Origin of the sequence: Kerstersia gyiorum, assembly GCF_004216755.1 — a bacterium.
GTDB classification, from domain to species: Bacteria; Pseudomonadota; Gammaproteobacteria; order Burkholderiales; family Burkholderiaceae_B; genus Kerstersia; species Kerstersia gyiorum.
Genome location: NZ_SGWZ01000001.1, coordinates 772,993 through 786,485, shown reverse-complemented (window position 1 = coordinate 786,485; position 13,493 = coordinate 772,993). Strand labels below are relative to the sequence as shown.

The 13,493-nt window shown below is 62.6% G+C and carries 10 protein-coding genes; 6 read left to right on the top strand and 4 right to left on the bottom strand.

Annotation, left to right across the window (positions count from 1 at the left end):
* Window positions 1-8: 8 nt before the first annotated feature.
* From mreD to EV679_RS03520, 3 genes are read right to left on the bottom strand one after another with little or no spacing between them, the layout of a single operon-like run.
* A complete protein-coding gene (gene mreD / locus EV679_RS03530) occupies window positions 9-590 on the bottom strand; it encodes a rod shape-determining protein MreD (protein ID WP_083969364.1) in 582 nt (193 codons plus the stop codon).
* Window positions 587-1,471 (bottom strand): rod shape-determining protein MreC, encoded by an 885-nt coding sequence (mreC, locus tag EV679_RS03525; RefSeq protein ID WP_127775197.1) that lies wholly within the window; start codon window positions 1,469-1,471, stop codon window positions 587-589. Before mreC ends, mreD begins: the two co-directional genes overlap by 4 nt.
* Window positions 1,472-1,512: 41 nt before the next feature.
* Window positions 1,513-2,556, bottom strand: a complete 1,044-nt coding sequence (locus EV679_RS03520) for a rod shape-determining protein (RefSeq protein WP_130486512.1) — start codon at window positions 2,554-2,556, stop codon at window positions 1,513-1,515.
* Window positions 2,557-2,840: 284 nt separating this feature from the next.
* Here EV679_RS03520 and gatC point away from each other — a divergent pair, with 284 nt between their 5' ends.
* The 6 genes from gatC (at window position 2,841) to yfaE (ending at window position 11,476) form a co-directional block, all read left to right on the top strand.
* Window positions 2,841-3,152: an Asp-tRNA(Asn)/Glu-tRNA(Gln) amidotransferase subunit GatC gene (gene gatC, locus EV679_RS03515; RefSeq protein WP_068367263.1), complete on the top strand. Its 312-nt coding sequence runs from the start codon at window positions 2,841-2,843 to the stop codon at window positions 3,150-3,152.
* 2 nt (window positions 3,153-3,154) lie between these two features.
* Window positions 3,155-4,672 (top strand): Asp-tRNA(Asn)/Glu-tRNA(Gln) amidotransferase subunit GatA, encoded by a 1,518-nt coding sequence (gatA, locus tag EV679_RS03510; RefSeq protein ID WP_068367265.1) that lies wholly within the window; start codon window positions 3,155-3,157, stop codon window positions 4,670-4,672.
* Window positions 4,672-6,129 carry an Asp-tRNA(Asn)/Glu-tRNA(Gln) amidotransferase subunit GatB gene (gene gatB, locus EV679_RS03505; RefSeq protein ID WP_130486511.1) on the top strand — a complete coding sequence of 486 codons (1,458 nt, stop codon included), beginning with the start codon at window positions 4,672-4,674 and terminating at the stop codon, window positions 6,127-6,129. The genes gatA and gatB overlap by 1 nt, the downstream gene beginning before the upstream one ends.
* 1,286 nt (window positions 6,130-7,415) lie before the next feature.
* Window positions 7,416-9,695 carry a class 1a ribonucleoside-diphosphate reductase subunit alpha gene (gene nrdA / locus EV679_RS03500; protein WP_068367269.1) on the top strand — a complete coding sequence of 760 codons (2,280 nt, stop codon included), beginning with the start codon at window positions 7,416-7,418 and terminating at the stop codon, window positions 9,693-9,695.
* Window positions 9,696-10,001: 306 nt separating this feature from the next.
* Window positions 10,002-11,135 (top strand): class Ia ribonucleoside-diphosphate reductase subunit beta, encoded by a 1,134-nt coding sequence (gene nrdB / locus EV679_RS03495; protein ID WP_068367785.1) that lies wholly within the window; start codon window positions 10,002-10,004, stop codon window positions 11,133-11,135.
* Window positions 11,132-11,476: a class I ribonucleotide reductase maintenance protein YfaE gene (gene yfaE, locus EV679_RS03490; protein ID WP_068367271.1), complete on the top strand. Its 345-nt coding sequence runs from the start codon at window positions 11,132-11,134 to the stop codon at window positions 11,474-11,476. Before nrdB ends, yfaE begins: the two co-directional genes overlap by 4 nt.
* Before the next feature lie 104 nt (window positions 11,477-11,580).
* On the opposite strand, the gene EV679_RS03485 is transcribed toward yfaE, so the two are convergent.
* On the bottom strand, window positions 11,581-13,458 hold the full coding sequence (locus EV679_RS03485; protein WP_130486510.1) for a hypothetical protein: 1,878 nt from the start codon (window positions 13,456-13,458) through the stop codon (window positions 11,581-11,583).
* Window positions 13,459-13,493 lie beyond the last annotated feature (35 nt).

Below are 13,493 nucleotides of genomic sequence, written 5' to 3'. Positions count from 1 at the left end.
GGCGGGGGTCAGCGCACCGTACCGTCGGTATCGTCAATACGGCGCTGCGGCAACAGCAGCACCCAACCCAGCACCGGCCACAATACGCCGGTCAGCACGGCGCCCTGCAGCCAGACCCAGCCCGGCCAGGCGCCCATCAGCCAGGCGGAAACCATCAGCCCCAGCAATGTGGCGGCCACGAAAATGGGCAGCATATGCAGCGCCTGCCGCAACAGGTCGAACCGTTGCAGGCGGCGATGCAGGGCCTGCGCGCCATAGACTACCAGCACATAGATCAGGGCATGCTGCCCCAGCAGCACGGTATCGTGCACATCCATCAGGATGCCAAAGACGAAGGCGACCAGCATCCCTACCCGCGCAGGCTCGTGCACGGCCCAGAAGGCCAGGGCAAGCAGCAGCAAGTCCGGCGAACTTGGCCAGGCGCGCCAGGGCAACAGGGACAGCAGCCAGAAGCCAATAAGCGTCACCCAGACAAACCAGCCCCGCGCCGGCACCAGGATGTCGTCCTCGACAATCCGCGAACGCGGCACTGGCGGTTTGCCGGAGCGCGCCCGCGAGCGCAGCGCAGCCTCTTCGCGCCGGGTGCTCATGGCGTCTCCTCAGGTGTCGCGCCATCCGGCTGGGACGCCGCCTCGCCATCGAGCAGCACCAGGAAGTGCCGGTAGCGCTCGGGATGCGACAAGGGTTCGCCAACGGCGCTGGCAAAGCCAGACTCGGTATCCCGCTCCACCCGTTCGATGCGCGCCACTGGCAGGCCCGCCGGGAAAAAGCCCCCCAGGCCGCTGGTGACAAGGATGTCGCCTTCGGTAATGTCGTCATCAGCGGACAGGTAGCGGACTTCCACCTTGCCAGGCGATTTGCCGCCAAATGCAATCAGGCGCAAGCCATTGCGCAGAGACTGCACGGGAATGGACACCCCTTCGTCGGTAAGCAACGCGGCCTCGGAGGTCATGGGCGTGGTGCGAACGATCTGCCCAACCACGCCGCCTTCGTCGATGACAGGCATGCCGGCAGCAATGCCGCTGGAGGCGCCTTTATCGAATACCAGCCGGCGGTTGTAGACGCTCAAGGGCTCGTACATGACCTGCACGACCACAGCGCCCCGCCCTGCCGGGCGGTCGCCAACGCCCAAAAGGCGCCGCAACTGCGCATTTTCCGCCGCGAGCTGGGCCGCATGCGTGGAAATCTGAGCCAGTTCGATGCGCTGGCGCTGCAGCAACTCGTTCTCGGAACGTACCAGTGCCGCCGCATTGAGCCAATCATTGACCGAACGCACCAGGTCGCGCGGCAACAGTACCGCACGCTGGAAAGGATAGATGGCCAGGCTCAGGCCCTGGCGCACCGGTTCGAGCGCCGGACGCCATTGGGCGTCCGCCACCAGCAGCGCCAGCGCCAACAGCGCCAGGGCTATCATCCGGGTTTCGAGCGACGGCGCATGCTTGAACAGGCGCGGTGCAGGAGCGTGTTGCATATCAGGCCAGAAACCGACCCGGCCCGCACGTCAGGCCAGGATTATTCGTTAACGAAGATCGCGCCGAGCTTTTCAAGGTGCTCCAGCGCATCGCCGCAGCCACGCACCACGCAAGTCAGCGGGTCCTCGGCCACCACGACCGGCAGGCCGGTTTCTTCCTGCAGCAAGCGATCCAGATCGCGCAACAGAGCCCCGCCGCCAGTCAGCACGATACCTTTGTCGGTAATATCGGCGCCAAGTTCCGGAGGCGTGTTTTCCAGCGCCACCTTGACGGCCGATACGATCTGGTTGAGCGGGTCGGTCAGCGATTCAAGGATCTCGTTGGAAGATACCGTGAAACTGCGCGGCACGCCTTCGGCCAGATTGCGGCCCTTGACCTCGATTTCGCGGACTTCGGAGCCAGGGAAAGCAGAACCGATTTCTTTTTTGATCAGCTCGGCCGTCGGGTCGCCGATCAGCATGCCGTAGTTGCGGCGGATGTAAGTCACGATGGCTTCATCGAACTTGTCGCCGCCGACGCGCACGGAGCCCTTGTAGACCATGCCGCCCAGCGAGATCACGGTTACCTCGGTGGTGCCGCCGCCGATGTCAACGACCATGGAGCCGCTGGCATCGGACACATTCAGGCCCGCGCCGATGGCGGCAGCCATGGGTTCCTCGATGAGGAACACCTGGCTTGCGCCTGCGCCCTGGGCAGACTCGCGGATCGCGCGGCGCTCGACCTGCGTGGAACCGCAGGGAACGCACACGATGATACGCGGGCTGGGCGCCAGCATGTTGCGGGGATGCACCATGCGAATGAACTGCTTGAGCATTTGCTCGGTAACGGTGAAGTCGGCAATCACGCCGTCCTTCATGGGCCGGATCGCCTCGATGTTGCCGGGCACACGGCCCAGCATCTGCTTGGCTTCCTGGCCCACTGCCTGGATAATCTTCTTGCCGTGAGGGCCGCCCTCATGGCGGATGGCGACAACGGAAGGCTCATCGAGCACGATACCTTTGCCACGAACATAAATCAGCGTGTTGGCGGTACCCAGGTCGATCGCCATATCGCTGGAAAAATAACTGCGCAAGAATCCGAACATGGGAACTCAGCTAGCAGGATTGCGGGGGAAAACGGGAAACGGACGCCAGCTGTCAGTCATGGCGCCGCAAGGAGACCAGATCGGCGTCGGGCGGACACGCACACGGGCACGCCATCCTGGCCAGGCCGAATGGATCATGAATCATAACTTATAATTTTCGCACGCCCTTTAAGAAGCAAAGAGTTTTGCGACTTTCTTACTTCTTGTCGGGCTCATTTTCTTCCAACTTCCTTGACAGACAGTCCGGGCCGGCGTTTTTCGCCCCCCCGTCGCTGCAGAGAATTATGGCGCTCAATCAACAAGACGTGGCACGCATCGCCCGGCTGGCCCGCATCGCCCTGACCCCGGAGCAAACTGCCCGCACCCAGGATGAACTCAACCGTCTGCTGGATATCTATACGCAGCTCGGCCAGGCCGATACCAGCGGCGTGGAACCGCTGGCCCACCCGCTGGCGGTGAATGGCGAAGTCGTGGCCCGCCTGCGCGAAGATGCCGTCACCGCAGCCCCGGCCACGCCGGCGGAGCGCGACGCCCTGATGGCCAACGCTCCCGCAGCGGCCGACGGCCTGTTCCTGGTTCCCAAGGTGATCGAATAATCATGTCCCAATCTCCCCTCCATGCCGGGTTCGACGGCATTGCCGGCCTGCGCCTGGCCCTGGACCAGCGCCAGGTCAGCGCCGCCGAACTGGCCCAGAGTGCGCTGGACGCCATCGGCCGCACCGACACCCTCAACGCTTTCCTGCATGTCGATGCCGACCTGACCCTGGCCCAGGCCCGTGCCGCCGATGCCCGCATCGCCGCCGGCCAGGCCGGCCCGCTGACCGGTGTGCCCATCGCCCACAAGGATACTTTCGTCACCCAGGGCTGGCGCACGACAGCCGGCAGCCGCATGCTGGCCAATTACGTCAGCCCCTTCGACGCCACCGTGGTCGAGAAGCTGCTGGCAGCCGGCACAGTCTCGCTGGGCAAGCTCAACTGCGACGAATTCGCCATGGGCTCGGCCAACGAGAACTCGGCCTTCGGCCCGGTACGCAACCCCTGGGATCAGGATGCCGTCCCCGGCGGTTCGTCGGGTGGTTCGGCCGCCGCCGTGGCGGCGGGCCTGGTGCCTGCCGCCACCGGCACGGATACCGGCGGCTCAGTACGCCAGCCGGCCGCGCTGTGCGGCGTCAGCGGCATCAAGCCGACCTATGGCGCGGTATCGCGCTTCGGCATCATCGCCTACGGCTCCAGCCTGGATCAGGCCGGCCCGCTGGCGCGCAGCGCCCGTGACGTCTACCTGATGCTGGACGCCATTGCCGGTTTCGATGCCAAGGATGCCACCAGCCACGACATCCCGGATGGCTGGCTGTCGCGTGACTACGATGCCAGCCAGGCGGCCCAGGCCGCTGCTGGTGCCCGCCCGCTGGAAGGCCTGCGTATCGGCCTGCCGCGCGAATACTTCAGCGACGGGCTGGACCCCCAGGTGGCGGATGCCATCGAAGCCGCCTTGCGCGAATTCGAAGCGCTGGGCGCCCGCCGCGTGGACATTTCATTGCCGCGCACCGAACTGGCCATTCCGGCCTACTACGTGATCGCCCCGGCAGAAGCCTCCAGCAACCTGGCCCGCTATGACGGCGTGCGCTACGGTCACCGTGCCGAGCAGTTCACCGACCTGAACGACATGATCAGCCGCTCGCGCGCCGAGGGTTTCGGCACCGAAACCCAGCGCCGCATCCTGCTGGGCACCTATGTGCTGTCGCATGGTTATTACGATGCCTATTACCTGCAGGCCCAGCGCCTGCGCCGCCTGATCGCGGAAGACTTCCAGAAGGCCTTGCGCGAAGAGTGCGATGTGATCCTCGGCCCAGTCTCGCCCCAGGCTGCCCGCCGCATCGGCGAGAACAGCGATGACCCGCGCGCCGACTGGCTGTCGGATATCTATACGCTGGGCGTGAACCTGGCCGGCCTGCCGTCCGTCGCCATTCCCTGCGGTTTCGATACCACCCGCGCCAAGCCGCTGCCCGTGGGCATGCAGCTGATCGGCAACCATTTCCAGGACGGCCGCTTGCTGGCCATCGCCGAGCGTTATCAGCAAGTCACCGATTGGCATCAACGTAAACCGGAGTCGCTCTAATGGCCTGGGAAATCGTCATCGGATTGGAAACCCATACCCAGCTTTCCACCCATTCCAAAATTTTCTCTGGCAGCAGCACCCGCTTCGGCGCCGCGCCCAATACCCAGGCCAACCTGGTGGATATGGCGCTGCCCGGCAGCCTACCCGTGCCCAACTATGGCGCCGTGGAGCGTGCCATCCGTTTCGGCCTGGCCGTTGGCGCGCATATCGCGCCGCTGTCGGTGTTTGCCCGGAAGAATTATTTCTACGCGGACTTGCCCAAGGGTTATCAGATTTCGCAGTTTGAGATCCCGGTGGTGCAGGGCGGCAGCCTGAGCTTTTTCGTGGGCGAGGAGCGCAGGACGGTCAACCTGACCCGCGCCCACCTGGAAGAAGACGCCGGCAAGTCGCTGCATGATGATTTCGCGTTTGCCAATGGCACGCCTGCAACCGGCATCGACCTGAACCGCGCCGGTACGCCGCTGCTGGAAATTGTTTCCGAACCAGAAATGCGTTCGGCAGCCGAGGCCGTGGGCTACGCCCGCGCCCTGCATAGCCTGGTAGTTTGGCTGGGCATCTGCGACGGCAACATGCAGGAAGGTTCGTTCCGCGTGGACGCCAACGTGTCGGTGCGTCCGGTTGGCCAGAAGGAGTTCGGCACCCGTACGGAAATCAAGAACGTGAACTCGTTCCGTTTCCTGGAACGCGCCATCCTCTACGAGGCGCGCCGCCAGATCGAGCTGATCGAGGACGGCGGCACCGTGGTGCAGGAAACCCGCCTGTACGATGCCGACCGCGACGAAACGCGCAGCATGCGCAGCAAGGAAGATGCGCACGATTACCGCTACTTCCCCGATCCCGACCTGCCTCCGATCGCGATTTCACCGGAATGGATCGAGGCAGTGCGCTCGGCCATGCCCGAGCTGCCCGCCGCCCTGCAGGCCCGCCTGCAGGAGCAGTATGGCGTGACGGCCTATGATGCATCCCAACTGGGCGCAGACCGCGACACCGCCGCCTATTTCGAGCAGGCCGCTGCAGCCGTGCCGGAAGGCCATGCCAAGACGCTAGCCAACTGGATCATGGGCGAACTGGCAGCTGCGCTGAACCGCGAGGAGAAGACGATTGCGGACAGCCCGATCAGCGCCGCGAGCCTGGCCAAGCTGGTAACCCGTATTGCCGACGGCACGGTATCCAACAAGATCGCCCGCGAGATATTCGCGGCGCTGTGGGCCGGCGAAGGCAATGGCGATGCCGATGCGATCATCGAGTCTCGCGGCCTGAAGCAGATCAGCGATTCTGGCGCGATCGGCGCGATGATCGACGAAGTGCTGGCGACCAATCCGGCGATTGTCGAGGAGTATCGCGCCGGGAAGCAGAAGGCGTTCAACTCGCTGGTAGGCCAGATCATGAAGGCCGCCAAGGGCAAGGCGAACCCGCAGCAGGTCAATAGTCTGTTGAAAGAAAAGCTCGAGAGCTAAAAGCGCGACCGCCAGGCGACCAGCGGTGGTCACCTGGCGGCAAGAGCGAAGGGGCAGGCGCATGGGCAATCATGCGCCTGCCCTTGCCAAGCCGCAACCAGAGGTGACAAGCCTGGGCCAGGCCGATCGCATGGTTCTGGCTGCGCCAGAACTTCCCGCCATCCCGCAGGCAAACGGGGCGGTCGCGCAACTCGCGAGGTCAGCAGTCCCCCGGACTGCTGACATGCACTCGCTCAGACATGCGCAACCTCTTCTCCCCGTTTGCCTGCGGGATGGCGACATGCTCCACGCCCCGGCCCAGGCTTGTCACCTCTGGCCGCTGATTCATCCCCCACCGCACTGAACGATCGAGTCGCGCCCGGCTTCGGCAAGGCCTTGTACTGGCGGAATAGAGGCAACCGATACGGCTGGCAACTTGGCCTGGATTCATGGCCGTTTTCCATCGCCATCCGAGTCTGGTAATGATGCAAGCACGACCGGTATTCAAGGCACTGAAAAGACGGAAAAAAAACCCGGCATTTCGATTGGCCTGGCCAGCCTTTTGACGACCCGAAAACACAGCGCTTGCCGGTCGGAACGAGAGCGAGGCTGAGGCCATTCCTCAAGGAGTTCGCCGACGGATTTCGCCCAATTTTTCATATATTGAAATGCCGTCAGCCCCTGTTAAGAAATACTACATATGGGCTTTTCTATAGAAAAAACCCTAGATGTCGTCATTTTCATCACAGCCCCCATTTATTTTTTGATTATTTTTTTGCTCCTTCTTTGAGCATTTTCCCAGCCAAGGAAATGGTCTGACCAGGCGCAATCCCAGCACCCATGGGGCTTACGCGGTTTTCGACGAGTCATGCCCGTGTTCGCCTACATCTTTTGGCACGGAAACACCAGTCTTTAAAGTTACCGAGCCACGCGATAAACTCGCTTCGACTCTGTTCACCACCTACGCCGCAGCGCTGTGTTTTCCGGCAGAGTACGCTTCCCGTGAACTGATGACAGAGCCATGTTCCCCACCCGGCGTTCAGGCGAGTTGGATGCGGCCTGTCTATAACAAAGGGACTCTCTCCGTTGATGTCGTACCGCCGTTTCCCCATGACCAGGCAGCCTGCTGCCGGAACGGCAGGCCAGCGCAACGAGGGGGGCTTTTTTTTGTGGACAGGTACATAAGGCACCGCACCGGTGCCACGGCAACACTGTTAGCTGCAACACAGATATTTTGACGAACTATTGCGCTCCGCCTGCCGCTGCTTCGCAGGCCGGGGCTGTTCTACCGACGAAAGGTTTTCCTGATGACGAAATACGAGACGATGAAAGTGACCAAGCGCGACGGGCGCCAGGAGTCAATCAACCTCGACAAGATTCATCGTGTCATTACCTGGGCCGCCGAAGGCCTGGACAATGTCTCGGTTTCGCAAGTGGAGCTGAAATCCCACATCCAGTTCTACGACGGGATCCGCACCGACGATATCCATGAAACCATCATCAAGTCGGCTGCCGACCTGATTTCGGAAGACACGCCCGATTACCAGTACCTCGCCGCCCGTCTGGCGATTTTCCACCTGCGCAAGATCGCTTTCGGCCAGTTCGAGCCGCCGCACCTGCTCGAACACGTGCGCAAGCTGACGGCGCTGGGCAAGTACGACGAGCACCTGCTGAAGGATTACGACGAAGCCGAGTTCGATGAACTCAACCAGTACATCGACCACTGGCGCGACATGGATTTTGCCTATGCCGCCGTGAAGCAGCTGGAAGGCAAGTACCTGGTGCAGAACCGCGTGACCAAGCAGCTCTACGAGAGCCCACAGTTCCTGTATATCCTGGTGGCCATGTGCCTGTTCTCCAAGTATCCCAAGGAGACCCGCCTGGATTACGTCAAGCGCTTCTACGACGCCGTGTCGCGCTTCAAGATTTCCCTGCCCACGCCCATCATGTCCGGCGTGCGCACGCCGACCCGCCAGTTCAGTTCCTGCGTGCTGATCGAATGCGGCGACAGCCTGGACAGCATCAACGCCACGACCAGCGCCATCGTGCGCTATGTGTCGCAACGCGCCGGCATCGGCATCAACGGTGGCCGCATCCGCGCGCTCGGCAGCGAGATCCGTGGCGGCGAAGCCCAGCATACCGGCTGCATCCCGTTCTACAAGATGTTCCAGGCAGCGGTGAAATCCTGCTCGCAGGGTGGAGTGCGCGGTGGCGCCGCCACCCTGTTCTACCCGCTGTGGCACCTGGAAGTGGAGTCGCTGCTGGTATTGAAGAACAACCGTGGCGTCGAGGAAAACCGTATCCGCCACCTGGACTACGGCGTGCAGATCAACCGCCTGCTGTACCAGCGCCTGATCAAGGGCCAGAACATCACGCTGTTCTCGCCGCATGACGTGCCGGGCATGTACGACGCCTTCTTCGCCGACCAGGATGAATTCGAGCGCCTGTACCTGAAATACGAAGCCGACCCGTCCATCCGCAAGCGCAGCCTGCCTGCCACCGAACTGTTCTCGCTGGTCATGCAGGAACGCGCCGGTACCGGCCGTATCTACATCCAGAACGTCGATCACTGCAACACCCACAGCCCCTTCGATCCGGCTGTGGCACCGGTGCGCCAATCCAATCTGTGCATGGAAATCGCGCTGCCTACCCGTGAGCTCGACGACATCAACGACCCGGACGGCGAAATCGCGCTGTGCACGCTGTCGGCCTTCAACCTGGGCGCCCTGGAATCGCTGGACGAACTGGAAGGCCTGGCCGACCTCGCCGTACGCGCGCTGGATGCGCTGCTGGATTACCAGGACTACCCGGTCAAGGCAGCCCTGAACGCCACGGAAAAACGCCGTTCGCTGGGCGTCGGCGTCATCAACTACGCCTATTACCTGGCCAAGAACGGCACGCGTTATTCCGACGCCGCCGCCATCGGCCTGACGCACCGCACCTTCGAAGCCATTCAGTACTATCTGCTGAAGGCGTCGATGCAACTGTCGCGCGAGTACGGCCCCTGCAAGGCGTTCGACGAAACGACCTATGCCAAGGGCATCCTGCCGATCGACACCTACAAGCGCGACCTGGATGCCTTCTGCACCGAGCCGCTGCACCTGGACTGGGAATCGCTGCGCCGCGACATCCAGCAGTATGGCCTGCGCAATTCGACGCTGACCGCACTGATGCCCTCCGAGACTTCCAGCCAGATCGCCAATGCCACCAACGGCATCGAGCCGCCGCGCGGCCTGGTGTCGGTGAAACAATCCAAGGATGGCATCCTGCGCCAGGTGGTGCCGGACTTCCCGCGCCTGCGCAACCAGTACGAACTGCTGTGGCAGATGCCCAGCAATGAGGGCTACCTGAAGCTCGTGGGCGTCATGCAGAAGTTCGTGGACCAGTCGATTTCGGCCAACACGAACTACGACCCGCAACGCTTCGAAGGCGGCCGCGTGCCGATGAAGCAGCTGCTCAAGGACCTGTTGCAAGCCTACAAGTACGGTCTCAAGACGCTGTACTACCACAACACCCGCGACGGCGCGGCAGATGCCCAGGCAGAAGCCGAGGACGATTCCTGCGCGGGTGGCGCCTGCAAGATCTGACGCCGAGCGGGGTGCGGCGCCCGGCAGCATGACCTATGCTGCCGGGCGGCACACCACCGGTTTCAGGCCCCGGGCGGCTGGACACTGGTACCAGCCGCCTGACAAGAAATTCCGGGCTGCCGGCCTGCAAAGCGGCGGCAGCCGATGGCCGTCCGGCCCGGGACGGCCATCATCCGGGCGGTGCTGTCACCATTGCCCGCCCGTCGCGCGCCGTCCGCCAGCCTGACGCGCGCCCACAGCTCGCGCTGCCCTCAGGCAGCGCGCCGCGGCCACTGCCGCCGTATTGCCGAAGCAACACTGACCATCATGGCTTACAGTATTTTTTCCCGCACCGATAACGACCAGCTGAAAGAACCGATGTTCTTCGGCCAGCCCGTCAACGTCGCACGCTATGACCAGCAGAAGTACCCGATTTTCGAAAAATTGATCGAAAAGCAGCTGTCCTTCTTCTGGCGCCCCGAAGAAGTCGATATCTCGCAGGACCGCATCGACTACCAGAACCTGCCAGAGCACGAAAAGCACATTTTCATCAGCAACCTGAAATACCAGACGCTGCTGGATTCGATCCAGGGCCGCAGCCCCAACGTCGCGCTGCTGCCGCTGGTATCCCTGCCCGAGCTGGAAACCTGGATCGAGACCTGGGCCTTTTCCGAGACCATCCACTCGCGCTCGTACACGCACATCATCCGCAACATCGTCAATGATCCTTCGATCATCTTCGACGACATCGTGCGCAACGAGAACATCAAGCTGCGGGCCAACGATATCTCGTCCTACTACGACAACCTGATCCACCAGACCATGCTGTATTCGCAGCTGGGCGCCGGCGAACATGTCATCAATGGCGAAACCCAGCGCGTGGATCTGCGCGAGCTGAAGAAGACGCTTTATCTGTGCCTGATGAACGTCAATATCCTGGAAGCCATCCGCTTCTACGTCAGTTTCGCCTGTTCCTTTGCTTTCGCCGAACGCAAGCTGATGGAAGGCAATGCCAAGATCATCCGCCTGATCGCCCGCGACGAGGCGCTGCACCTGACCGGCACGCAGCATATCCTGAACATCATGCGCTCCGGCCACGACGACCCGGAATTCGCCACCATCGCCCGTGAAGTCGAGCAGCAATGCTTCGACATGTTCCGCGATGCCGCGGAACAGGAGAAACGCTGGGCCGATTACCTGTTCAAGGACGGTTCCATGATCGGCCTGAACAAGGACATCCTGGCGCAATATGTGGAATACATCACCAATATCCGCATGAGCGCGGTGGGCCTGAAGCCGGCCTTCCCGAATGCCAAGAACAACCCCATTCCCTGGATCAACACCTGGCTGGCATCCGATACGGTGCAGGTGGCGCCGCAGGAAGTCGAACTGAGCTCCTACCTGGTGGGCCAGATCGACGCCGAAGTGTCTGCCGACGACCTGAACGACTTTGAACTATGAGCAGTACCAAAACGCGCGTCACCTCGGTGTCTACGCGCGACAAGCACTTTCATCTGCTAGAGGGAGAAACCCTGCTGGAAGGCCTGGAACGGACAGGTCACGAGGTTGAATACCAGTGCCGCAGCGGTTATTGCGGCATGTGCCGCATGACGCTGATTCAGGGGAACGTGACCTATGAGTCGCTGCCCCTGGCCTTCGTCGGCCCCAGTGAGGTTCTGCCCTGCTGCTGCACGCTGGAAACCCCCGTCACGGTGGATTGCGGCCTGCGCAGCGACCTGGACAGCCAGTACGAACTGTTCCGCGAAGACCTGCTGGACGATCCGCGACACGATCAGGCCTGAATCGCCATGAAAAAACTCCCCGCTGAACCAGCGGGGAGTTTTTTTGCTGTGGGACAAGCGGCCCGGTGACGCCGCGGCGTCACCGGGTACGGGATTGCAGCCTTTTACAGCAACACCGTCCCCTTGCGTGCAGCACGCAGGCGTTGGCGCAGCAGGGCCAGCGGCAACAGGGCCAGGGCCTGCCATGGCAGCGAACCGCCACCGCCCCCCTTGCCTTCATTGCCCGCGCCACTTTCCTCGCCAGGTTCCGGTGTGACAGCCTTTTGCTCGACACTGACAGTCACGGCCTGTTCCTGCGATGCCGCGCCATCGGCGCTCTGGCACACCAGCGTGTAACGGTAAGGCTCGGCACGATAGGCCAGCGGCCCGACTTGCGCACTGCCTTCGGTCTGCTGGGCACCACTCCAATCACCACCGGCCTCGCAAACCGAGGCGCCGGAAGAAGCCCAGGCCAGCGTCACCTTGCTGCCCTCTGCCACCTTGGCGGCCTGGCTGCCATCGGCCTGGAAGCGCGTAATGGCGGCAGCAGGCAGTGCGACCTCGAAAGCAAACACCGTGCCAAAACCGGTACCGATATTGTCCACCGCGTTATAGGTATCCGACGCGTTGCCGCCGAACTCCGTCACGCCGACGATGGTCTGCTTGCCATCTGCCTTGGTCGCCAATGCCAGGCCGCTGGGCCGGCTGCCTGTCGAACTGGCGTCGAAGGCATGCAACTGGGCGAACTCGACATCTTCCAGTTTCGCTGCGGTGGGGTTTACGATGCGGAACAGGGTACCCTGGCCATTCTGCTCGCTGGTGGCATCCTTGCCGCCCTGGAAAGTGGTGCCGTAAACATTGCCGTCAGCCGCATAGACCAACGGCCCCAAGGGCAGCGCGCCACCATTGGCGGCCGTCAGCACGCCTGCCGTATCGAAGCGGTACACGATTTCCAGGCAGCTGCTCTCTGCCGTGCTGACGCAATCCTTGCGCATGCGCCAAATGCGGCCATCCTGCTTGTCGTTGGCATTGCCAACCTTGGTGCCGGCCGTCGTCGTGCCGTATAGCCACTCGCCGACTTCCAGCAGCGCAGGCGCGCGATAGGTCAAGCTCTTGGCGGCGCCGTCGCGACTGGCGGCGAAAGTATGCAGGATCTCTATCGGGCTGCTGCCGTCTGCCTTGAATCCGGAGGCCTTGATGCGATAGATCGTCCCCGCCGGCTTGTCACCCGGTACCGTCTGCGCATCGCCGTTCTTGCCGGTGGAAGACACATCCTCCGTCACGCCGTACAGGGCCTGGTCGGCCTCGCTCCAGACCAGGGCAATCGTGCTGTCGCCCTTCAGGTACTTGTCCACCATCGAAATGCCAGGAATGATTTCCTTGCTGACGACATATTCCGGGCGGCCGAAGTCCGCTACCAGTTCAAAGCCGCCAGCGGCAAGACGGCGCCACACCTGCGGATTGGTGTTGCTCGTACGGCCGCCAAAGAACACCGAGCCATCGGCCCCGGCAGCCATGGCCGAAGATAACGAGGAAATCTTCAATGCCTCGCCAGCCGGCGTGGCAGGCTCAAGCTTGACGGCAGCCTGGCCGGGCACCATTTCGAATGCAGCCGTACCAGTACTGCCAAACAATTTGCCCGCACTCCCCTGGCCCGTGCTGACCAGCGGTCCTGCCACCATCGCGATCACATCATCCGGCTGACGGACAGTATAGCCCTGCCCGTCGGCCGCCACGCTGAACCAGCGGCTGTCCTTGAAATAACTCGAGCCCGCCGTCATGCCGTGCAGCTTGCCATCCGGGCCCAGCGTCGGCGGCATCCGCATCCAGCGGCCGGGCTTGTCGCCCGGATCGGCCTCGCCCGCCACCCCCACGCCGCTGAAGACGACGATGGCATGCGGCTGGACAGCCTGCTCCTGGGCCGAAACGCCCAGCGCGATCAAAAGCCCGGCAGCACCGCCGGCCAAGCGCGCGGTCTGACGCGCTGAAATGCTATAGCTCATGTCCTCTCCTCGAGATGGATCACATAGAAAGTTTG